This is a genomic window from Micromonospora cremea (assembly GCF_900143515.1).
In the GTDB taxonomy this organism is placed as follows: domain Bacteria; phylum Actinomycetota; class Actinomycetes; order Mycobacteriales; family Micromonosporaceae; genus Micromonospora; species Micromonospora cremea.
This window is the reverse complement of record NZ_FSQT01000001.1, coordinates 2,001,919-2,022,525: the sequence shown is the minus strand read 5'-3', so window position 1 is coordinate 2,022,525 and position 20,607 is coordinate 2,001,919. Positions and strand designations below refer to the sequence as shown.

Annotated in this window: 22 protein-coding genes; 14 read left to right on the top strand and 8 right to left on the bottom strand. The window is 69.4% G+C overall.

From position 1 onward, the window contains the following. The first annotated feature begins 110 nt into the window (after positions 1–110). Together BUS84_RS09325 and BUS84_RS09320 are read left to right on the top strand one after the other, a co-directional pair. Complete coding sequence (locus BUS84_RS09325) at positions 111–677, top strand: hypothetical protein (protein ID WP_208869559.1); 567 nt, start codon at positions 111–113, stop codon at positions 675–677. Positions 678–826: 149 nt separating this feature from the next. Continuing rightward, a complete protein-coding gene (locus BUS84_RS09320; protein ID WP_143728303.1) occupies positions 827–1,591 on the top strand; it encodes a CBS domain-containing protein in 765 nt (254 codons plus the stop codon). A 72-nt stretch (positions 1,592–1,663) separates the two neighbouring features. Here the strand turns inward: BUS84_RS09320 and BUS84_RS37405 are convergent, their stop codons facing one another. Further along, positions 1,664–1,915 (bottom strand): hypothetical protein, encoded by a 252-nt coding sequence (locus tag BUS84_RS37405; protein ID WP_143728302.1) that lies wholly within the window; start codon positions 1,913–1,915, stop codon positions 1,664–1,666. A 23-nt stretch (positions 1,916–1,938) separates the two neighbouring features. On the opposite strand from BUS84_RS37405, the gene BUS84_RS09315 reads away from it, so the two are divergent. Further along, positions 1,939–2,499, top strand: coding sequence for a hypothetical protein (locus BUS84_RS09315; protein ID WP_074310561.1), 561 nt, complete (start codon positions 1,939–1,941; stop codon positions 2,497–2,499). Then, positions 2,496–3,407 carry a hypothetical protein gene (locus BUS84_RS09310; protein ID WP_074310559.1) on the top strand — a complete coding sequence of 304 codons (912 nt, stop codon included), beginning with the start codon at positions 2,496–2,498 and terminating at the stop codon, positions 3,405–3,407. Before BUS84_RS09315 ends, BUS84_RS09310 begins: the two co-directional genes overlap by 4 nt. Here BUS84_RS09310 and BUS84_RS09305 read toward each other — a convergent pair. From BUS84_RS09305 to BUS84_RS09295, 3 genes are read right to left on the bottom strand one after another with little or no spacing between them, the layout of a single operon-like run. Next, on the bottom strand, positions 3,392–4,423 hold the full coding sequence (locus tag BUS84_RS09305) for an ADP-ribosylglycohydrolase family protein (RefSeq protein WP_208869558.1): 1,032 nt from the start codon (positions 4,421–4,423) through the stop codon (positions 3,392–3,394). The two genes, BUS84_RS09310 and BUS84_RS09305, sit on opposite strands and share 16 nt — an antisense overlap. Continuing rightward, positions 4,359–4,709, bottom strand: a complete 351-nt coding sequence (locus tag BUS84_RS39705) for a hypothetical protein (RefSeq protein WP_074310555.1) — start codon at positions 4,707–4,709, stop codon at positions 4,359–4,361. The genes BUS84_RS09305 and BUS84_RS39705 overlap by 65 nt, the downstream gene beginning before the upstream one ends. Next, positions 4,706–4,999: a DivIVA domain-containing protein gene (locus BUS84_RS09295; protein ID WP_244298447.1), complete on the bottom strand. Its 294-nt coding sequence runs from the start codon at positions 4,997–4,999 to the stop codon at positions 4,706–4,708. The genes BUS84_RS39705 and BUS84_RS09295 overlap by 4 nt, the downstream gene beginning before the upstream one ends. Positions 5,000–5,311: 312 nt before the next feature. On the opposite strand from BUS84_RS09295, the gene BUS84_RS09290 reads away from it, so the two are divergent. The 7 genes from BUS84_RS09290 (at position 5,312) to BUS84_RS09265 (ending at position 12,116) form a co-directional block, all read left to right on the top strand. Then, positions 5,312–5,551, top strand: a complete 240-nt coding sequence (locus BUS84_RS09290; RefSeq protein WP_074310553.1) for a winged helix-turn-helix domain-containing protein — start codon at positions 5,312–5,314, stop codon at positions 5,549–5,551. 459 nt (positions 5,552–6,010) lie between these two features. Beyond that, complete coding sequence (locus BUS84_RS38180; protein ID WP_159451001.1) at positions 6,011–6,163, top strand: hypothetical protein; 153 nt, start codon at positions 6,011–6,013, stop codon at positions 6,161–6,163. 133 nt (positions 6,164–6,296) lie between these two features. Beyond that, a complete protein-coding gene (locus BUS84_RS09280) occupies positions 6,297–7,229 on the top strand; it encodes an HNH endonuclease (RefSeq protein WP_074310549.1) in 933 nt (310 codons plus the stop codon). Positions 7,230–7,327: 98 nt separating this feature from the next. Further along, a complete protein-coding gene (locus tag BUS84_RS09275) occupies positions 7,328–7,942 on the top strand; it encodes a hypothetical protein (protein ID WP_143728301.1) in 615 nt (204 codons plus the stop codon). A 149-nt stretch (positions 7,943–8,091) separates the two neighbouring features. Continuing rightward, on the top strand, positions 8,092–9,351 hold the full coding sequence (locus BUS84_RS09270; protein WP_208869557.1) for a hypothetical protein: 1,260 nt from the start codon (positions 8,092–8,094) through the stop codon (positions 9,349–9,351). Positions 9,352–9,487: 136 nt separating this feature from the next. After that, positions 9,488–9,691, top strand: coding sequence for a hypothetical protein (locus BUS84_RS37400; RefSeq protein ID WP_143728300.1), 204 nt, complete (start codon positions 9,488–9,490; stop codon positions 9,689–9,691). Positions 9,692–9,914: 223 nt separating this feature from the next. Then, a complete protein-coding gene (locus tag BUS84_RS09265) occupies positions 9,915–12,116 on the top strand; it encodes a hypothetical protein (protein WP_244298446.1) in 2,202 nt (733 codons plus the stop codon). A 109-nt stretch (positions 12,117–12,225) separates the two neighbouring features. On the opposite strand, the gene BUS84_RS09260 is transcribed toward BUS84_RS09265, so the two are convergent. After that, positions 12,226–13,068 (bottom strand): hypothetical protein, encoded by an 843-nt coding sequence (locus BUS84_RS09260; RefSeq protein ID WP_143728299.1) that lies wholly within the window; start codon positions 13,066–13,068, stop codon positions 12,226–12,228. A gap of 46 nt (positions 13,069–13,114) precedes the next feature. Between BUS84_RS09260 and BUS84_RS09255 the strand changes: the two genes are divergently transcribed. Next, on the top strand, positions 13,115–13,375 hold the full coding sequence (locus BUS84_RS09255; RefSeq protein ID WP_074310541.1) for a hypothetical protein: 261 nt from the start codon (positions 13,115–13,117) through the stop codon (positions 13,373–13,375). 174 nt (positions 13,376–13,549) lie between these two features. Here the strand turns inward: BUS84_RS09255 and BUS84_RS09250 are convergent, their stop codons facing one another. Continuing rightward, positions 13,550–14,272: an HD domain-containing protein gene (locus BUS84_RS09250; RefSeq protein ID WP_074310539.1), complete on the bottom strand. Its 723-nt coding sequence runs from the start codon at positions 14,270–14,272 to the stop codon at positions 13,550–13,552. 580 nt (positions 14,273–14,852) lie between these two features. On the opposite strand from BUS84_RS09250, the gene BUS84_RS09240 reads away from it, so the two are divergent. Together BUS84_RS09240 and BUS84_RS09235 are read left to right on the top strand one after the other, a co-directional pair. Next, positions 14,853–16,412 carry a serine hydrolase domain-containing protein gene (locus tag BUS84_RS09240; RefSeq protein ID WP_244298445.1) on the top strand — a complete coding sequence of 520 codons (1,560 nt, stop codon included), beginning with the start codon at positions 14,853–14,855 and terminating at the stop codon, positions 16,410–16,412. A 164-nt stretch (positions 16,413–16,576) separates the two neighbouring features. Next, positions 16,577–17,359 (top strand): MerR family transcriptional regulator, encoded by a 783-nt coding sequence (locus tag BUS84_RS09235; RefSeq protein ID WP_074310537.1) that lies wholly within the window; start codon positions 16,577–16,579, stop codon positions 17,357–17,359. A 416-nt stretch (positions 17,360–17,775) separates the two neighbouring features. On the opposite strand, the gene BUS84_RS09230 is transcribed toward BUS84_RS09235, so the two are convergent. Further along, complete coding sequence (locus tag BUS84_RS09230) at positions 17,776–19,134, bottom strand: pectate lyase family protein (RefSeq protein WP_074310535.1); 1,359 nt, start codon at positions 19,132–19,134, stop codon at positions 17,776–17,778. Then, positions 19,104–20,525, bottom strand: coding sequence for a Gfo/Idh/MocA family protein (locus tag BUS84_RS09225; protein WP_342197600.1), 1,422 nt, complete (start codon positions 20,523–20,525; stop codon positions 19,104–19,106). The genes BUS84_RS09230 and BUS84_RS09225 overlap by 31 nt, the downstream gene beginning before the upstream one ends. Positions 20,526–20,607: the final 82 nt, after the last annotated feature.

The window sequence follows — 20,607 nt, the reverse complement described above, 5'->3', positions numbered from 1 at the left end:
GGGCCTTTCAGGCAGGCACATCAGCGGCGACTAACGGGGCGGCCCTTAAGTCGGAGGCTCGCTACCCTGCCGGGTGACAGCGATCCGCCTCCTGAGAAGAGAAGACAGTCGTGCGACGGGGATATTGGCGAGAGTCCGGGGATGCGGTCAGCGCCGAGGAGGCCTGGGACATCTGGGCACCGCACGCGTACGACGTCCTGCTGGAGGTGGCGCGGCGGTATCACGCGGTCACCACCTACGGTGAGGTTGGCAAGGAGGTGCAGGACAGGTCGGGCGTCCGGACCTCCGCGCTCCTGCAGAACTGGATCGGTTCCGTCCTCGGGCGGGTGGTCCGCCGCGCGCACAACCAGGGTCACCCACCGCTGACGGCGCTGGTCGTGCACAAGGACGACGGCAAGGTCGGCGTTGGATACGCCGAGGTGTTGCAGATGGCCGGGCAGCCGCCGGTCGAGGACGACATGCAACGCGAGCGACATGCTGCGTCGGCCCGGCTGGACTGCTACCGGTACTTCGAGGCGTCAGGGCTTCCGGCGGACGGTGGCCAGCCGGCCCTCGCGCCGAGACTGGAGGAGGCCGTGCGGCGCCAGCGCCGGAGCGCTCCGCAACCTCGCCGCCCCAGCTGTCCCCGGTGTGGCATTCAGCTCCCGGTGAGCGGAGCCTGCGGCTACTGCGACTGACACCTGTTGGCGGCGTCGCGACCTTCTGCTTGAGAGCCCACCGTCCGCCATTGGCGCAGGGCTCATACCTGAGCTGATCATGTCCCCTATGATCATCCGCTGCGGCACCGGGCCGGTCCCGGACCACCAGCGGATGAAGGGATTGGCTGATGGCGAAGCACGACAGGGAATCAATGGCCAACCGCTTCGACGCGGCCTGGAAGGCGCTCGAATCGGAACTGAAGCATCGCTGGAGGGAGCGGACCGGCGGCGGCTCGGGGCAGCAGCAGACTACGTTCAGCATGCTGACCTGGGCCCGGGACCAGAAGCTGCTCACCACCGATCAGGAACGGTTCCTGGACCGCTGCCGCAGCGTCCGCAACGCCTACGCGCACGTGTCGTTCGAGGGCTACTCGGGGCCGGTCGCGTCCCCGCCCAGAGAGATTGTGGAGCGCCTGGAGAAGATCCTAGGCGGTCTGCGGCATCCGCGGAAAGTGGGGGAGATCGCCACCGAGGCCAGCACGTGCCTCCCGACCACGCCACTGCGCGAGGCGCTGCAGACGATGCACCGGGGCGACTTCTCCCAACTGCCCTACCGGGACGAGCAGCGCGGCTGGCTCCTCGTTACCCGGGAACAGGTCGGCCGCTGGGCGGAGGCCAAGGCTGAAGCCGACGGCATGGTGCTGCTCGATCTGAGCGCCGCGGTGTCGGAGCTCGCGGATCACCCAGAGGTCGGTCCGGTGCGGCCGAGTCAACTCGACCCGTCGGCCGCGCTCGCGAGCGCCGTGGCCGCGCTCGAGTCGGCCCTGCACCGGCCGGACGACGCCGACGGCGGTTACCCGCTGGTGCTGGTGACGGGCAAGGGGGCCGGGGCACCGGTGCAGGTGCTCGCCGTGGACGATCTGCCGCGGGCGTACCGCGAACTCGGCCGCTGACCCGATGAGGCTGACCGCGATGAGGCTGACCGATGGGGGAGCGCCGGGCGGCGGCCGCCTGGTATCGCGGGCCTACGCGGTCACGGTCTCGATGACACGGAATTCTTCCGCATGATCCTCACCGTTGGCGCCAGATGCTTCTTCAGCACCGTCCTCAGCGCTGCCGGAACTGAGCCCGATCCGCAGTACAACGAAAGCCTCGACGTGAATCTGCGGCAGGCGCTGAGCTTCGGCGGCTAGAAGCAGCGAAAACGCACCGACCAGGCTGTCCCAGCGCCAGCGGGCGAGCGCGGACTTATCGAGGAGGTTGCGTTCGCCGCTCACGACGCCCGACCGCGACGTCTTACATGACGTGTGCGCCGAACACGTTCAGCAGGGCCGTCTGCCGGTACTACGGGGCCCGGCTCGCGTTCACCCGCCGGTGGCTCCAGGATCCGAACGCCGACCACCGCGACCTGCTGATCTTCGAGTGCTACCCGTGGCACTCGAAGGCCCTCACCGCGCCACTACGGCCGCCATCGGAGGTCATCGAGGAGTTCGTCTGGCAGCCGATCGCGGAGCTGCCCGTGCGAGACGTGTTCGCCTTCGGCCGGCCCTGGGACGCCATCGCTCAGGCACTCGAGCTGCCGCTGACTGGCAGGCTGGGGTCGGGTGGCAGGGACTATGGCTCGAAGGTGCCCAGTCGGGCGGTGCGGACGTACGGGCTGCCGTCGGGGCAGCGGCTGGTTGTCGAGTGGCATCCAGGGTCAGCCGGCCCGCCGAGCGCCAAGGAGACGGCCCTGTTGCGGGAAGCACTGATCGGTGGGGGAACCGCCAGCGATGGCAGTGGGCCGCCGCCTCCTCGACCGAGGACCGGTGCTGTTGCTGAACCCGTAGTCGCTGGCAGTATTGCCAACGTGGCGCCATGACCGCGGCGAGCGACACTCTCGCTACGGCCGGGCGCATCGAGAGGCTGCGCCAGTACATGGGCGCGCAGGTTCTCGGGTCGTCTGGCGAGTGCGTCTGCCGGAAGCTGGGCAGTTGCCGGCGGAGCGTCCTGTTCGACCGGCACGGGGCGCCGCGGCCTGAGGTGTCCTTCGCCGCCGGGCAGCTGTCGCACGTCGGCCGTCATTACGACCTCACGCTGGACGGAGTGCCGTGCCGCATCCTGGTGATCGCCATGGACACGGCGCGACTGAGAGAGCACGTCAAGCTTGAACAGCGCCACGCCGAGGTCATGCAGTCCGCCGAGCTGCCGTTCACCGGTCGCAATGCGCACATGCAGGGCACTACCAGTGCCCTCCGGCTCGCTGTGGGGCACGAGCCGGGAGACGATCGCGAAGGCGAGCAACTCCGCCTGAGCGAGGCACGACAACCCGTGCATCTCTTTGACGCGTACGCCATGGCGAATTTGCGGCTCTGCTCGGCCATGGCCGACGGAGAGAGCTCGTTGAGCAAGGCGACGATGAGCCGCAACTGTCTCCCGCATCTGGCGGCGACGATCAAGATCCTGGAGCCGACGCTGTGCATCGTGCAGGGCGTCCAGGTCAACAAGGTGATCACCGAGCTGATCAGCCGGCGTCGTCAAGTTGCCCCACACCTCACCCAGGCGCGAGTCGCAGGCGTCGACACCCTCGTCGCGACCTTCACCAATCCCTCCGCCCGAGGCAGCTACCGGTGGGGACCGCTCAACGGCGGTCCCTACCTGTACGAGACCGTAGCGGCGGCGCTCCGGGTCGCGCACCAACTGGTGGCGGGTGCGCCGGCGCCGGCCGGCAACGCCAACGTGCACCCGCAGCGGCGGCCGGCCGCCCTCGATCGTCAGCCGCCGAGGTAGCGGCCCCACCAGTGGGGGTCGGTCGCCTCGACGTACTCGGCACCGGACGGGCTGTGCTCGACCTGCGTCACGTAGTCCCGGGCGAGAGTGTCGGCGACCCAGGCCAGTTCCAGCCGAGACAACCAGTCGACGGGGAGGGCATCCGGGCCGTGTGCGGCACCCAGGAGCGCACCGGCCACGGTCGCCGCGTGCTTCGCGCCGGCGGATGACGCGAACAGCAACGCATCCCGCACCTGCTCCCGCTCCGGGAAGGAAACCGCCACGTAGACGCCCCCGAGCAGCGCGCCGTGGGCGGTGTTGCCAGCGGCGAGCCGGGCCAGCTCCGCCGCCTGAGCGGGCTTGGCCTCGGCTGCGGCGAGCGCCGGCGCGAGTGTGTCTGCGGTGGTGCCGGGCCAACTGCCGTGCGGCATGTGATGAGCCCTCATGGCGGCTCCGGCGACATCGTTGCCCAGGTCGATCAGGTGGATCATGGTGGCGCCCAGCGCCGCCGCTGCCATTGCCGAGCCACCGTGACTGAGGGCTGCCAGGCTGGCGCCCAACGCACCGGGCGACTGCCACCAGGTGCAGAGCCCTGCCGGGAGGGCGCGCGTCAGGCCGTGTGCGCCGATGCTTGCGCCGCCCGGGCGCTCCAGCGTGCCCGCCTTTCCGCCCTGCAAGGCGGCGACCGTGGCGGGGGCGGAGCCCCGTCGCTCCCGCAACACCGGGACCTTGGCGAGCCAGCCGGTCATCGGATCGCTTCCGTGTGCCGGCTTCACACCGGTGATGCCCTGGATCACCGCCCAACGGTTGTAGGCGTACCACACCACGCCGGGCGGGTGGGTCAGTCCCTTGTGCATGCCGCGTACGTGAGCGCGGATCAGACCTTCGACGGTGAAGCAGGCGAGTTGGCCCGCGCTCGTCGCGCGCAGCGACCCGCTCGCCGGCACCATGCCACCGGTCGCCCCGATGGTGTCACCCAGCATCAGCCCCAGCACGCAGCCCCGAGCGGTCGCCAGTTGCGGCGCAGTCCTGATCATGCCGCCGAGCATAGGGCGAGGCACGGTGGGAGCGCGCGGAGCGGCGGGCCATGGTGTCAGGAGCGCGAGCCGGGCGGAGGCCGGCGAGTTGGACGTAGACCTCGCGCTTCGCGGTCGCCTCGCCGCGCCGGTCGAGGACGTAGCCGGTCAGCCATATCCAACCGTGGTACGTCGGCTGGTCGGAGACCGACACGACGCGGAAGGTCAGGGCGCGGTCCCCGGCGAACTGCACCGAGGCCCGGCCGTCGATGGCGAGCAGGCCGCCGGGGGAGGGCCGTACGGTCACCAGTGACCGGAGTTTCGGTCGTACTCCTGCGGCGGCCGGCACTCCCGCGCGTGCAGAGTCTGCCAGTCGCGCAGCGCCCGCTTGATCCGGTCGTTCTCCTGACTGAGCAGCCGTACCGCCTCGTTGAGCATGGCCAGCTCGTCGGCCACCCGGGCCTGGAATTCGCGTACCTCATCGGGGTCGACGCCGCGCCGGCGCGCGGCGAACTCGCGGGTCCGCACCTCGTGCGGCGTCAACCGGCCCGGGTGACCGGCCGGGTAGGGCTGGCCACCTCGATACACCTGAGCCACGACGATCCTCTCTGCGGGCAGGCGGAAGCGCGGAGGCTCCCGGCAGGGGGTGTGGAAGGGCGGGTCGCCTGCGCGGGGGCCGCGGGCGACCCGCCCGCTCGGCCACCGCAGCTCAATTCAGCGGTACGACAGCAGAGCAGTCCGACGGGTCGGGACGGGCACACGCACCCGCCCCGACCAGGGGATGAGCCGAACTCGTTGCCACGCGAGGAGCGGCTCGGAACCAACATAACTAGATATGTCAGATGAGTCAACGTCGCTTGTTAGGCGCGTCGCGGTGTGATCGAATCGGATCGCCACGCGAGGAGTGCCATGCGAGAAGTGCCGGATTACTGGCGCATCGCCGATGATGTGATCGCCGACGTCAGGTCGATGAAGTTGAAGCCGGGGGACAAGCTGCCCTCGATCGTTGAGCTGCGCGCTCGTTACGACGTCAGCCACGGAACCGTGCAGATGGCCTACGCCCGCCTAGAGGCGCTGCGGGTGATCCGGCGGCAGCAGGGCAAGGGCGTCTTCGTCACCGACCCGAAGACCTGGATGCGCGAACCGTGACCGAAGTTGCTGTGGCTTAATCCGTCGCAGTAGTTCAAAGTCTCAATCCGTGTGCGATATCGCACTATGGCGGAAGGCCTCAACTGGCAGCTTGTCGGTGAGCCGGTCATTGGGCACTTGGTCACCGACCTGCCGGGCGACGGGGCGTTGCCCGTCCACGGAGACATCGCGGTCGCGGTGGTCAGGCCCATGAGTGACCCCGGTCGCCGCAGGGCAACCGCCGCGCACGAGCTGGGCCATCTCGTTATCGGCCTCGAGTATTCGAGCGGAATTCATCGAGGCGTCGGGGTGGACTCCACAGCCCTACCTTGACTCGGCGCGGATACCGCCGACGTACGCGCACGCGGTGATGGAGGCCTGGCGGGCGAACCGGATCACCCAGGCCCGGGCGCTGGAGCTGATGCACGACCAGGTCGTCGACGCGGACCTGCCGGTGAACGACGACTTGGAGATGGAGCCGTGTGGTCGGGTTCGCCGGTGCCGGTGCCGGTGCCGGTGCCGGTGCCGGTCCTGGTCCTGGTCCTGGTCCTGGACACGATGGTGCTCAGCCACTTCACCCTCGCCGACCGGTTGGATGTCCTCCAGAATCTGCTGATCGACGCGGGCTGCTGAACGACGCAGGTCGTCATCAAGGAATTGAGGGCGGGGGGCGAGCACCGTCCCCACGGGATGGGGATGGTTGCAAGTGGAGTCATGACCGTTCGGGTGGTGGCGACGAGATCAACTTCGGTGCAATCTGGCCGTTGTGAAGGCCTTCGTGGGAGTGACGGACGAGAAGTGGTACCGCTTCCTGGCGGCCCGCCCCGGCCTGAACGAGGTCAACTTCTGGCGCCCTTCAGGAGGCGGATTTCGTGCACTCACCCCTGGCGAGCCCTTCTTCTTCAAGGCTCACTATCCCCTCAACCGGGTCATCGGTGGCGGCTTCTTCAGTGGCTTCACGCAGTTGCGGATTTCGGAAGCCTGGGAGCTGTTCGGCGAAGCCAACGGCGTCGCCAGCCTCGATGAGATGCGTCGTAGCGTCGGCCGGTACCGCAAGCAGGCGATCGGCCTCGACGAAGATCCGGTCATCGGGTGCATCTTTGTCCGCGATACCACTTTCTTCCCAAACGAGTCCACCGTTGCGGCGCCGCCTGGATTCGCGTCGAACGTCGTACAGGGAAAGACCTATGATCTTGCCGACGGGCTCTCGGCCGATTACTTCAACCTGTTGATCCACCGCCTGATCGGTACGACGGTCGAGGTTGATCTGAGCGAGCCCTGGCACCGTCCGGGGCCGGTGTACGGGGATCCCAGGCTGGTGCCGCAGCGCCTCGGTCAGCAGTCGTTCAAGGCTGTGGTGCTCGGAGCCTACGGTCGGCGCTGCGCCATCACCGGTAACAAGGTCCAGCCGGTGTTGCAGGCTGCCCACATCCGGCCGCTTCCAATGGGCGGCGAGCACCGCCTGGACAACGGTCTGCTCCTCAAGTCGGACGTCCACATCCTCTTCGACAGGGGCTATCTGGGGGTGGACCCGAAGCACCGGCTGATGGTCAGCCCACGGCTGCGCAGCGAGTTCGGCAACGGCGACCAGTTTTACTCCAAGGCCGGAACGCGGATAGCCCTTCCAGAGCGGCGTGGCGACCGGCCGAATGGTGAGTTCCTGGAGTGGCATCTCGATACGGTGTTCAAGGCCGCCTGAGAACCTTCACGGCTCTCGTACCCGGTGACCGCAGCTGCCGGCTCGGGAACCCGTCAGGCTCGCGCTGCTGGACGAGGAGTTGACGGCTGACCGTTGGAGTGCCGGAAACCCGCGGCGTGTACGAATCCGGCGAGGAGGTGTCGCTGCGGGTGGCGGGAGCACCCATCGTCCTGGCGATGGACGCGGGCACGGTGGACCTGGAGGAGTGGGGACGGCGTGGTATCGACGTGCCGGAAGACCGGACCAACACCCTCGCCGAGGAGAAGTTCCTCACCTGCCCGGACATCGACACGGCGCTGTGGTTGCTCCGCCAGCCGCCCGTCATGGCCGCTGCCCGGATGCTCAACGCCTGGGTGGCGGCCGGCCCGTTCCCGTTCGAGAGCCGGTACCGCGCCGAGATCGTCGGCCGAGCATGGCAGGCCGCCGAGACCCTGCTCGTCGATGCGGCGTCCGCCAAGACCGGCGGTGAGCGGGGCTTCGACCGGGAGTACGCGGTGTCGCCCGACCTGCCGTCGCGGCGCGCGGAATCGTTGCGACGCCGTCCTGGCCGTATCGAGATGCACGGACCGGACATCTGCGGTGACAACCACGTCATCGTGCTACCGGGTCAGGGCACCCCGGAATGGACGGCTGCGCTGACGAAAGGCCGCCAGCCGGACGTTGGTGTCACCCGGCGAGCCCCACCCCCACCAATTGTCCGAAGAGCCCGATAACGAATAGCGGTGACTGCCGTCTGCGGCCTGAGGTTGTTGTTGGTGTCGCTACCACCGCCTATGGTGTGGATGTCAGTTTGGGGAGGGGACAAGACGTGAGCACTGATAACAAGGCAGCCGTGCCAGTATGGACACTCGCTACGGAGGCCGTGAGCGTGCCGGACGTGCTAGGCGATGAGGGCATGACACCGGCCCGGCTCGCAGAACTGAGAACAGTCCTGGCAACACTTGCAGGTTCCCCCATCGCCACGCTCGAAGCGCATCCGATGTCAACCAAGCGCGATCGGAACGGGGGGATTCCGCTTCATGCAGCCAGTCCGCTCGCTCAACAGTTGTCGCAACTCGTGGCTCAGACAGCGAAGTCAGCTCCTCCGACGCTGAACGTCGCCGCTGCCGGTGACGTGCTCTATAAAATGGTGGTACCGGCAAAGTTCGCCGCACAGGTCGGTAAAGGACTTGTCCGGCCCATGGCTGCGAAAGCATCTGCAGGAGGGTTCTACGGCGACCTGGTCAACTCCACCGGCATCGTAGCAAAAGCCACGTTTGTGCCCGTTGCTGGCAAGGCCGCTGTTGCAGGTGCTGCAACCGGCTCGGCCACCACGGCTGGTGTGGCCGTGGCCAGCACCGGAGCCTTGACAGTGGCCGCGCCACTTGTGCTGATGGCCGTCGCGGTCAGCGTCAGCGCCTACGCTGATCACCAACGCCAGAAAGCGATCGAGCGAATCACCGACCTCCTGGAGCAGTTGCACGAAGACAAACTCGAGAACGAACGCAGCGAGTTGGACGGTTGTCGTGACGCGATCGACAAGGCGACGTCGGTTCTCCTCGACCAGGGCAGAATCGGCCTGTCGTTAGGACTGGATTCCTCGTCGTACGCGATCAACACGGCGATCGAACGAACCAAGCGTCGGCTCATAAAATGGCAAGATGCGCTAGCTGCGCTGCCCGACGGCCCGGTCGAAGTCGGTGCATTGACGAAGTCGTTCCCCGGTATCAACGAGGAGGGCGGTGCATTCCGCGCACACATCGAGCTTGCCCGACTCGCCATTGCTCTCAAACGCCGAGTGCTCGTGCTTCAAGCAGTTGAACACGCTCAACAGCCGGGAACGGACAATCCGTTCAAGAGCTTCATCGGAAGCTTGCAGGACGACGAGCGTCGCGTCGACGAGTTGGAATCAGGCATCAACTCGGTCCTACTTCGATTGTCGACTCTCGAGTTGAAGCGGCACGGCGGTTTCCGAAGCATCATGTTCACGCAGGGCGAGGTCGACGACCTACTCAAAGCCGCATATCGCCTTCGCGGCTTGGGCGATGGCCTCAACGTGGGAATCCACCTGGCTGACGTTGCGATTGAGATCGAACGAAGCAGCGACGGATCGCTCGTAGTGTTCCCTGCAGTCGCTGCCTGACCGGACGCCACGCGCAAGGCCGTCGGCCGGGCGGTCGGCACCGAGGTCGCCAGGCCGCTCGTCTTCTATGTTGGGGAGCAGCACGTGCGGTGCCGCCGGAGGCATGGCCCGGCAATGGCGCGGGTAGGCGGCAGCCATGACTGGATTGGTTGCGCACCTGCACGGTGGGCCACTCGACGGGGTGGACCGGCAACTGGCTGGCGCCACCGACGAACTCGTGGAGTTCACCCATGAAAGCCGTGATGGCACCTGGTACGTGGAGTACCGCAGGGTTCGCCGCGACGATGACGGATGGCATTACGAGGCGACCGGCGAGATGGAAAAACAGGACGAGGAGTAAGCAGTAGCCGCAAAAGCGCCACACCCTCCGCCGGGTGGTTGTCGGGGGTCGGCGCGGGTAGACATCAGCGCCAGCCCAGGCAGTGACCACCGCAATCGTGGTCGCGGCTGACCATTGTCTGCTGGCCGCCGCGCTTGGGGGTCGCTGACTGATGTGCGACGTGACACCGTCATCCGTACCAGGGCGGTTGTCGGGGGAGATCGTGGAGCTGAGGGTCCACGGGGTGGCAGGCACCGGGGCCGGTCAAATGCTCGGCTGCCAGGACGTCCGTCAGGTGGCCGGCGACCGGCGGGCCGGCTTCTACCGCCCCGGGGCGCAATCCCGGCATACTTCCGGTCCGGGCGGGACCGTGCTGGAGGCGTACCAGTGGAGCGAGCTGCCCTCGGGCACCGCGGGGCGAACGCTGTCCCTGGTCTTTCTCCTGCCGTTCATGCTGAGCAACGTGACCTTCTGGATGCGTCCAGCGGGCGGGGGCTTGCGGTCCGGCGTCACGGCGCTGTGCCGGCTCCTCGCGCTCACCCTGACGCTGCTGTACGCGCTGACGGCGGCCGGGGTCGTCCTCGATCTCCTGGGATGGACGTGCCTGGGCTCGTCCCGTTGTCTCGCCGGGCGTGGCTGGCTGTCCTGGCTGGCCGGCCGACCGGTCGGTCTGCGCCTGGCGCTGCTGGCCCTGGTGCCGTTCGCCGCGGTGGCACTGGCGTGGTTGCTCAGCGCACGACAGGTTCGCTCTTACGGGGCCTTCCGGTTGCCGGCGGCGAACTCGCAGGATGCCCACTTCACGGCGTTGGACCGGTGGGACGTTTCGCCGACGGCGAAGCGGCTTCGTGCGATCCACGTCGCCGCTGCTGTCGTCACGCTGGACCTCGTGCTGCTCGCCGCACGCGCCGCCGCCGGGGCGTCCGTGGCGGTGATCGTGCTGTCCGCGCTCACCGGAGCGCTGCTGGCGACGTGTGTCGTGCTGCTCTGCTTCTCGCGCCTGCTGGAGCCGACTTCGACCGACAGCACCACGGATCGGATGCCGGTGGCGCTGCACGTCGTAGCCGGCGGCCTGACGGTCGCGACGCTCGGGGCCGTCGCCATGGAACCGGTCCGCTGGCCGCGGTCGAACGGGCTGCCCAGGTACGACGCCATCGTCGCCATCGTCTTCGTCGCTCAGACGGCGCTGCTCGTCGCGCTCGCCGTACTGGTGCTGTGGCGTCCTGGCGGCCGGGACCGCCGGCCGGCGCTGCTGCACGGGTTGGGCGCCGTCATCGTCGCCACAGTCGCGGCGGGCCTGGCCGGGGCCCTTTCCGGCGAGTTGGTCTACCGTACGGCGTCCCTGCTCAGCGGGGCGACGTTCGTGCTGCGGCCCAGTGACCCGGCGGTGCCAGCGCCGGCGTACCGGTGGGCGATCCTGGCCTTCTTCCTGACCACGATCGCCGGCGCGGCGACGTGGGCCATCATCATCCTGTCGGCTCGCGCGGACCGTCGGCGGACCGCGGCGGCCATCGTGACCCGGGACTACCCAGCTCCTCCTCCGGAAGCGACCACTCAGGTGCAACGAGTGAGGAAAGCGGTGATCCGGGCTTCCCTCACCGAGCAGCTGGGCTCACTTGGCATCGCCTACGCGTGCCTGACCGTGATCGGGCTCGCGGCCGGCGTGCTGGCTCTTGTGGGCTTGGAGCCCGGCCCGCTGGTGCAGAGCCGCCTTGGCGTGCCGAGTGGGGCGGTGAGCGTGGTGATGGCCATCGGCAGCTACATGATTCTCGCGGTCGTCGGCGGGCTCCTGGTGGGCGGGCTGTTCCCGCACGAGACGGCGGGGTTTCGCCGCTACGGCGGAGTGCTGTGGGACATCGGCACCTTCTGGCCCCATGCGGCCCACCCGTTCGCGCCGCCCTGCTATACCGACCGGGCGGTGCCCGAGCTGACGGATCGGATCTGCCGGCTGGCGCGGCGCTACGACGGTGTGGTGCTCAGCGGACACAGCCACGGGTCGGTCATTCTGGCCGCAACCGTGCTGCGACTGCCCCCAGAGGTGCGGCGACGAGTCGCGCTGCTCACCTACGCCTCCCCCCTCAAACGGCTCTACGCCCAGCTCCACCCCGCGTACTTCGGCGATCCCGTGCTGCACGAGGTCGGCGACCGGATCGGGTGGCGTTGGCTGAACCTGTGGAGCGACACCGACCCCATCGGTGGCTGGATCTTCTCCGGGCATCGGCCCGGGGATTCTCCCCTGCGACCTTCGCGCGTCGCGTTGGTGGATCGCCGCCTACGCGACCCCGAAAACGTGCTGCCTCGGCCAGGGGGGAGCCCTCCGCCACAGGTGAAGGGGCACATGCCAAATGAATCGGACGATCGGTACGCGGCGGCAGTCCGTGAGTTGGCAGACCGGCTGCGAGCAGATCTGGGGGAGCAGAGTAGCTGGCCGGACCGTCGGGCAGCGTGACGGCGTGGCGAGGGGTCCACCAAGACCTATTCGTTCCAGCGCAAGGACCGGCGTGACTACGCGACGAGGGCGTGGCGGGCGGGCGAGGTGCTGTGCGCGGTCTGCAGCGTCACGAAGGGGGTGTATCCGGGGCTGGGCGGGTCTGCTGGGGTGGGATGAAGGGGGAGGGGATCGGGTCGGTGGGGTGTTTGGAGCGGTGGTGAAGGAGTTCGTTGATCCACCGTGTGGCGTCCTTCTGCGCGGTGAGCATGTGGTCGCGGGCGTCGGCGAAGTCTTGGTCGCCGGTCACGTTGGCGTGTTGGGCCAGGATCTCCGCCCAGCGGCGGCTCAGCTCCTCGGCGTATCGGGCTTGCCGAAGCTGCTCGTCGAACTGGTACTCGAGCTTGACCAGCCGGTCGATGTGCGGCTGGAGCGCTGGCATGATCCGCTCGTCGAGCCGGACGGAGGCGTCGGGTTGGCAGGTGATGACGACCTCGCCCCGCTTGTAGCGCCAGATGGGGTCGTCGGCGAGCGCCCGCTGCAACGCCACCTCCAGGTCGCCTGCCCGGTTCGGCGCCAGGTCCCGGGCGGCGTCGGCGGCGAGCCGGGTCAGCCGGTGGATCGCGTTCGGCTGGAAGTACCGCACGTACCAGCTCAGCACCTCGGACCGCAGGCTCGCCTGAGACGACCAGGCGAACGTGGCGCGGATGTAGAAGGAGTACACGTACCCGCGGGCGGGAACCGCGATCAGCCGGGGCGCGTCGCGCTGCTCGACGAGCGGCCCGGATGGCGTCGGGTCGGCGCCGGGCCCCACGGGCGCCTCATCCTGGAGCGAGGCGACCACTCGATCCCAGGTCCGCGCCCACCAGCGCCAACCGCGGACGCTCGCGTCCCGGGTGACGTTCAGCCCGCGGATGCCCCACTGTCGCCACCGATCCGCGGGCTTCGGCCTCCCATCGGGGGCGTCCGTCATGGCACCCCTCCATGGTCACGGAACCGGCATTTCACGCTAACAACCGGTGACCGATCCGCCCGCCGCCACGCCGATGCGAACCGTCACGGGCCACCGCCGCCTGAACCCCACCCCGGCGGACGCTGATCGCCGTACATCTGGCCGCGCGAACATCAACGAGGCCGTACGCCGGTTCGAGTTGTTCCGCGCCGACCTGGGCCGGGAGCTCGGGATCGCTCCGACACCCTGGCTGGAGCACCTGGTGCGGGCCGGTCTGCACCCGGATCAGGGCGCAGCAGTGGAGCCAGCAGGACGGGCCACACGGTAACCGGTGGTGCGCGAGCGAACGAGGCAGGGAATCGCGGCAGACCAGTATACCGCACAGGTATTTCTATGACACACAGGTATTTCTATGACACAGAGGTATATCGCCATCGGGCACACCCCGCTCCAGATTCGACGCGGATCCGCCGGCCGAGAGGAGGAGTGCGATGCCGGTCGGTCAGTTCGGGTGGACGGGCTGGTCCAGGATCGCGCTGAACCGCTCCTCGGCCAGGTCGAGCTGGCTGAAGATGTGCCGCTTCACCGCCAGCGAGAGCGGCGTGTCGGGCCGGCCGATCAGGTCGCGGAAGAGCGGCACCAGCGGCCGGTACTTGATCGCCGAGGAGACGACCTTCGGCCCGACCGTGTGGATCACACCCACCCCGTTGTCGGTGAAGTCCGACACCTTGATCACCCGGGCCCAGGGCTCCCGGTCCAGGCTGACCGACAGGTGCTCGCGGTACTGGGTGTTGCGGTCGCGCTGTGGGTCGTACACCGGGTTGGTGACGGCCGCGACCAGCGTCGCCACCCGCGGCCCGAACCGGGTGGCCAGCGTGGCCAGCGCGCCCCCGCGCGGGTCGCTGCCCCCGTCGGCGAGCTCGCCCGGGTGGTCCTCGACAGCGTCGTGCAGCAGGCCGGCGACGATCACGTCGACGTCGCGCACCTGGTAGTGGTGCATCAACCGGATGGCCACCCGCAGCAGGTGGTTGAGGTACGGCTCGCGAACCCGCCGGTCGTCACGGTGCAGGTCGGCGGCCAGGTCGAGCGCGGCGGTCAGCCGGGCACGGGCGCTGCCGTCGAACTGCTGGATCTCCAACCGGAAGCGTTCCAGCAGGCCCGGTTCGCCGTGGATCTCGGTGATCGCGTGCATCGGCATGCTGCCCAGGTGCGGCGGGAAGTCCATGCGTCACTTATATCCGATCTTCACCATGTCGATGGCCCCATGCGTCGCCGACCCGACCGCACGGAATCGGGCCGACGGCCGTGCGGGCGTCGACCCGATCGTGGGGGCGGTCGGGTCAGCCGGTGATTCGTCCGGTGCCGGCGCCGGCGGTCACCGTCGCCTTGACGGTGCTCGCGGCGTCCATCGTGTACCGGTGGGGGATGGCGGCCACCGACCCGGCCGTACGTGCATGGGTCGGTCACTTCTCGAAGTAGTTCCCTTCGACCAGCACGCCGGCGCCGTTCGTGGTGGCGATGCCGTGGCTGTAGGACGGCTTGTCGGGCTGTGCCAGTCGTAGATGCGGAGGTGACCGCGGCGAACGTGTTGTCCAGCCCGACCCGGTTCTTGCGTGTCGTGCTGGACAACTCCTTGTCGATGAAGATCCGCTCGCGCGGGACGCCGAGCGTCAGCAGTTGCTCGGTCTGAAGCTCGGCATCCTGTGATCTGGATCATGGTTGAGGTTGACCTTGGGTCAGGGTGGAAGCTCGTCGCAGCGGCACGACGCCGATCGGGCATAACGGATTTCAAGGAGCCAACCACCATGTCCATCACTCTTTCCGACCAGGACAAGAGCACCCTGCGGACCGCCGCGTACGGCGCCGTGTCGCTGATGGCCGCAGCCACCGGCGCGCCCCAGAAGGCCGCCACGAATGCCTCCATCGCCCTGATGTCGGCGACCGGTCTGGTCGGGCACGTGCTCACCGCGAAGGCCGAGGACATCGAACTGAAGGGCAAGACCGTCGCCGAACTCGGCGACCGGGTTCTGCCGGCCCTGACCGCAGCCGTAGAGCTGCTCGGCAAGCAAGCTCCGACAGAAGCCGACAACTTCCGCAGCACCATCCTCCTCGCCATCGAAGCCGCCCAGGTCCACCCGGACAAACCCAGCACCACCACGGCCGAGATGGCCCGCAAGATCACCGCCGCCCTCGACGCCGCCGCGATGGCCACTGCGCACAGCGGGGCTGCGCCGGCGGCTGCTGCCGGGCAGGATCGCCCGGAGCTGCAGAAAGCGATCGAGGAGATCGTCGATTCCGGTTTCGTCGGGGTGTCGCTGCGCGTGCACGATGAACGGGGCGAGTGGGTTGGCAGCGCTGGGGCGGCCGAGCTGGGCGGGGCTGCGAAGCCGCCGACGAACGGGCATGTCCGGATCGGCAGCAACACCAAGACCTTCACCGCGACCCTGGTGCTGCAACTGGTGGCCGAGGGCAAGGTCGGGCTGGACACCCCGGCGGCGGACTACCTGCCCGAGTTCGGGCTGGACGAGCGGATCACGGTGCGAATGCTGTTGCAGCACACCAGCGGGGTGTTCAACTTCAGCGGCGAGGTCTACGACGACGGGACGGTCGCGCTGGGGATCCCCATCCCCTACGGCACCACGGGCAAAGCGTGGATGGACAACCGGTTCAAGACCTACCGGCCGCAGGAGCTGGTGGAGCTGGCGTTGTCCAAGCCGGCGCGGTTCGAGCCGGGGACGGGCTGGAGCTATTCCAACACCAACTACGTGCTGGCCAGGCTGCTGATCGAAAAGGTCACCGGCCGCTCGGTCGCCGAGGAGACGCAGGAGCGGATCCTGGGGCCGCTCGGGCTGTCGGGCACCGCGGTGCCGGACGCCTCGCCGGAGATCCCCGAGCCGCACGCCCACGCCTACTACCGATACGAGGACGCCGGCCAGCAGAAGACGGTCGACGTCACCCGCCAGAACCCCTCCTGGATCTCCGCCGGCGGTGACATGATCTCGACCACCCAGGACCTGCACACGTTCATCTCCGCGCTCATGGGTGGCAGACTCGTGCCTGCCCCGCTGCTGGCCGAGATGTGCACCCCGCACCCGACGGGCATCCCAAACATGGACTACGGCCTGGGAGTGTTCGTGATGACCACGGACGGCGGCGGCACCGTCATCTCCCACAACGGCGCCGCCGTGGGCCACGCGGCGCTGATGTACAGCACACCCGACGGCAGCAAGACCCTGACCGCCGCGCTGAACTGCGTGGACGACGCCGACCTGTCCATAGGCGAGGCGTTCCAGAAGGCGATGCAGAGGCTCGTCAGCGAGGTGTTCTGCGGTGGGCAGGCCGATAGGGCTCAGCCGACGGACTGAACACCTGTGACCCGTACGCCTCGAGGGGCGGCCCCTTCCGGTCGTGCATCAGTTAGAACGCGAACCGGGGCCACGCCGAGCTCAACAAGCTCGGCGTGGCCCGTCCATACGCTCGGCCGTGGTGTGCGTAGTGGCCGAGTTCGAGCACAAGGCAGGCTGGGCAGATGAACGGAGTCACGATCGGGCAGGCGGCGGCGTTCGTCGGCGTCACGGTGAAGACGGTGCGGCATTACCACAAGCTCGGCCTGGTCGAGGAGCCGGAACGCGACAGCTCCGGTTACCGGCGGTACGGATCGGCCGATCTGTTACGGCTGGTGCAGATTCGGACGCTGGCCGCCGCCGGGGTTCCGCTGGCCGAGATCGGGCCCCTGCTCGACGCCGATGCCGCGCTGTTCGCCGCCGCGCTCGCCGACGTCGAGCGGCAGCTCACCGAACGGATCGAGGAGTTGATCTCGCGGCGTGACACGCTGCATCGGCTCGCCGATGGGGACCGGGCTCTGCTACCCGACCGCGCTGTGGCGCTGCTGGAGCGGATGCCCGGCCTCGGCTTCACCGCGGACGAGGTGGCGGCCACCAGGGAGGGCTGGGTGCTGGCCAAGGCACTGGTTCCAGAAGGCTTCGACGACTACCTCACCCATTTCGAGCACGCCCTCGAAGACACCCGGCTCGTCGCCTTGACCAAACGCGCAGCCGAGGCCGCGGCCTGGGACCCGGACGACCCCCGCATCGCCGAGCTCGCCACCGCCGCGGCCGACCACTACCTCGCCAACCCGGCACTGCTGAAGACCGTGACCGGCCTGCAAGCCCGCACCGAGGCCGCGACCCGGTACACGCTGATCGCCCACCACGGCGAGAAGCAGACGCCGGCCGCGGCGCGGCTGGCCGCGCTTTTCGAGACCAAGCTCCGCGCCGCCGGCATCCGAATCCCCAGACCAGACTCCCACTGACCGCGCCGCGGCTGGTTTCCATCGACGCGATTCGCAGGTCTACCGGCTCGTTGGCGAGCTTCGATCGCCGAGGCACGAGTCACGGCGCCTCCGGCGGCCGCAGGCGAACGTCGGTGAGCGCGATGAACGCTGTGGTCCCGAACTCCTGGGGCGTGGGGCCGGCAGGTGTCGGGTGTTCGCGAGCCGTTGCGCGAGAGCCCCCATGGCTGTGGGGTCGCCCTCTAGGCAACGCGTTCGTCGTCGGTGAGGTACTTCCAGGGCTGCTGGCTGCTGGCAGTCGCGCCGGTGAGGATGGACTCGCTGTCGACGAGGACCTGGATGGTGCGGACGGTGCGGGTGCCGGCCGCCCGTGGGCGGTCGGAGGTGCCGGGCGGGCGCCGGACGCTTCGGCGCCGCCGCGACGGTGGGCCGGTCGGTCAGACCGGCAGGCGGTCGGCGCCGGCGAGCGGACCGACCAGGAGCGGGACCAGCGGCGCCGGCAGGACCGGGCCGTGACGCAGGGTGGGAGTCCAGCCGGCGTCCGCGCCCAGGTCGGGGTCGTGCGCCGCGTTGTACGCCGCCAGCAGGTCGACCGGCCGGGCCGGGCCGCCGCCCTGGCGGATCCAGGTGCCCCGCTCGGTGAGCGCGGTGCCGCCCCAGTCGTACAGCAGGTCGGCGGGGTCGACCGCCGCGTCCAGGGTGAAGAAGTTGTTCTGGACGTACAGCGCGGACTGCACGCCGACGCCGAGCGCGTACTGGAAGTCGTCCCCGCCGAGCCGGTAGTGGTTGTTGTAGACGTCGACCTGGCCGAAGCGCACCCGGGGCAGCCGTTGCAGGACGCCGTCGAAGAGGTTGTGGTGCAGGGTGACCTTCAGCCGGCCAACGTCCGGGCCGACCGTGTTGGACGAGCCGATCAGCATCAGCTTGTCGCGCCCGGTGAAGCGGTTCCAGGAGGCGGTGACCAGGCTGGCCGTGTGCGTGACGTCCAGCGACCCGTCGTGCACCTGGTACGGCCGTCCGAAGTAGGTCGGTTGGGCGCTGTCCGGGTTGTCGCCGTCGGTGAAGGTGTTGTGGTCGACCCAGACGTGCTCGCTGCGGCGTACCGAGATCTGGTCGTACTGGTTGTTCCAGTTGCCGGCCTCGCCGTCGGTCGGTGACCAGGCGGGGAAGCAGTCCCGGGCGTCGACGAAGGTCAGGTTGCGGACGATGACGTTCGACGCCCGGTCGATCATGAGGGTGAGCCCGGTCAGCCGGGCGCCGCGCAGCCCGACGATGGTGGTGTTCGGGCCGACGTTGAGCTGGGTCTGCCGGGTCTGGTTGGCCACCGAGCGCACCCGGGCCTCCTCCAGCGGCCCGGCCGGCGGCACCCGACCCCACACCGCCGGGTCGTACGCGGCCAGGTAGGCGTCCAACCGGTACTCCGGGTCGGCCAGGTCGGCGCAGCTCAGCGGCGTGCCGTCGGGCCCCTCGAAGCCGTCGACGACGCCGTCCACGTAGATGAGTTTCGGGGTGGCGTCGGTGGCGTTGCTGGCGTTGTCGCCGCCGAGCGCGGCGACCAACTCGGCCCGGCTGCGGACCACCCGGGTCCGCTCGGGCCTCGCCGCCGCGCCGCCGGTGGTCCCGGTGCCCTCGGCCGCCCAGCCGTCCCGCTCGGGCAGGACCTGCCGGCCGAGGTGGTGGGCCGCCCGGGGCAGTCGGTCGCCGGCGGCGGTCGGGTCGGGGCGGGAGGCGGCGTGGGCCGGAGCGGTACCGAGCAGGAGGGCGGTCACCGTAGCGGCGGTGAGGATTCTGCGCATCGATTCTTCCCGTTCGCTGGTGGTGGTTCGGCAGTCACCAGGAACGGTAGGTTCGCACTTTTACGGGAGTCAATATGTACTGTGTGCAGGAATGTTGCAGTTGTCGGGCTCGACCGGCATTGCCCCGACCGTCGCGGGTCGGGTATCCGGGGATCCGTCCGATGCGGCCCGGACGAGTCCGGGCGGTGTTTGCACTCCGGTTGCCGTCGACCCCTATCCCGCCAGCTCCGCGCGGTACGCCGGCACCGCCCACGGCACCGCCAGCTCACTCGGCAGCGCCCCCGCTCGGCCGCCCGGCGTAGCACGTCGACCACGCCCCGCAGGTGGCGTACCCGCTCCCCGCCGTCGCCCCCCACGTCGACCAGGTCGCCGTCGAGTAGTCGGGGCTCCGGCGCGGCCCGCAGCGCGTCCAGCAGCGCGGTGAACGGCGCGGTACGGGCCAGCGGGGCGATCAGCGTCGCCCCGGCGGGGTCGGCCCGGTGCGCCAGCAGGTTCTCCAGCAGCCCCCGCCGTCCGGGGACCCGCCGGGTCACCACGTCCCCGGGCAGCCGCAACCGGTCCGTCGGATACTCCAGCACCGCCCGCCCTGCCGTGCCGGTGACCACCACCTCGCCCGCCACGAACTCCTCGGCGGCCAGGGTGACCGCGGCCAGCACCGGCGGGCCGGCGCGGAACCGGACCCGCAGCACCGCGGTGTCCTCCACCTCGATCGGTCGTACCCGGTAACGCTCCACCTCGATCGCGGTCGGCCACGGCGGCGCCCCGCTGAGCGCCTCGGCGACCGCCAGGCACTGCATCACCGCGTGCGCGAGCGGGTTGGCCAGGGCACCGTCCAGCACCGGCCGGCCGTCCACGCTCCGCCGACCGGCCCAGGGGGAGCGGGCGTAGTAGGCGTCCGGCCGCTGCCAGGCGGCGACGGTGGCGATGCCGCTGACCGTGCCCAGCCGGCCGGCGGCCAGCGCGTCGGTCAGCGCGGTCAGCGCCGCCGAACCGAGCGCCTGGAAACCGACCTGGGCCACCCGGCCGGCGGCCGCCAGCGCCCCGGTCAACTCCTCGTGCTCGGCCAGCGACAGCACCGGCGGCTTCTCCAGCAGCAGGTCCGCGCCGGCGGCCAGGGCGTCCCGGGCGATCGGCAGGTGGGTGTGTGGCGGGGTGCAGATCACCACCACCTCCGGGCGCGACACGGCGAGCATCGCACGGTGGTCGGTGAACACCCCGATCCCGGGCGGCACCGGCGCGTCCGGCTCGTCCTCCACCGGCCGGACGTCCACCAGGGCGACCAGTCGCAGCCGACCGGCGGCGTGCAGCGGCGCGATGACCCGCCGGTGCCACCGGCCGTGCCCGTTCGCTCCGACCACCGCCACGCGTGGCGGCGGCGTCGCCCCGTTCACCGGGCACCGGCCAGCGTCGCCCCGTTCACCGGGCACCGGCCAGCGTCGCCCCGTTCACCGGGCACCGGCCAGCGTCGGCCCG

Coding starts and splice junctions, on each gene's coding strand:
- BUS84_RS37400 (WP_143728300.1), top strand. CDS start 9,488: ATGACTGGATTGGTTGCGCACCTGCACGGTGGGCCACTCGACGGGGTG.
- BUS84_RS09260 (WP_143728299.1), bottom strand. CDS start 13,068: ATGACGGACGCCCCCGATGGGAGGCCGAAGCCCGCGGATCGGTGGCGA.
- BUS84_RS09290 (WP_074310553.1), top strand. CDS start 5,312: ATGCGAGAAGTGCCGGATTACTGGCGCATCGCCGATGATGTGATCGCC.
- BUS84_RS09310 (WP_074310559.1), top strand. CDS start 2,496: ATGACCGCGGCGAGCGACACTCTCGCTACGGCCGGGCGCATCGAGAGG.
- BUS84_RS09240 (WP_244298445.1), top strand. CDS start 14,853: ATGTCCATCACTCTTTCCGACCAGGACAAGAGCACCCTGCGGACCGCC.
- BUS84_RS09315 (WP_074310561.1), top strand. CDS start 1,939: ATGACGTGTGCGCCGAACACGTTCAGCAGGGCCGTCTGCCGGTACTAC.
- BUS84_RS09320 (WP_143728303.1), top strand. CDS start 827: ATGGCGAAGCACGACAGGGAATCAATGGCCAACCGCTTCGACGCGGCC.
- BUS84_RS09235 (WP_074310537.1), top strand. CDS start 16,577: ATGAACGGAGTCACGATCGGGCAGGCGGCGGCGTTCGTCGGCGTCACG.
- BUS84_RS09230 (WP_074310535.1), bottom strand. CDS start 19,134: ATGCGCAGAATCCTCACCGCCGCTACGGTGACCGCCCTCCTGCTCGGT.
- BUS84_RS09305 (WP_208869558.1), bottom strand. CDS start 4,423: ATGATCAGGACTGCGCCGCAACTGGCGACCGCTCGGGGCTGCGTGCTG.
- BUS84_RS09250 (WP_074310539.1), bottom strand. CDS start 14,272: ATGGACTTCCCGCCGCACCTGGGCAGCATGCCGATGCACGCGATCACC.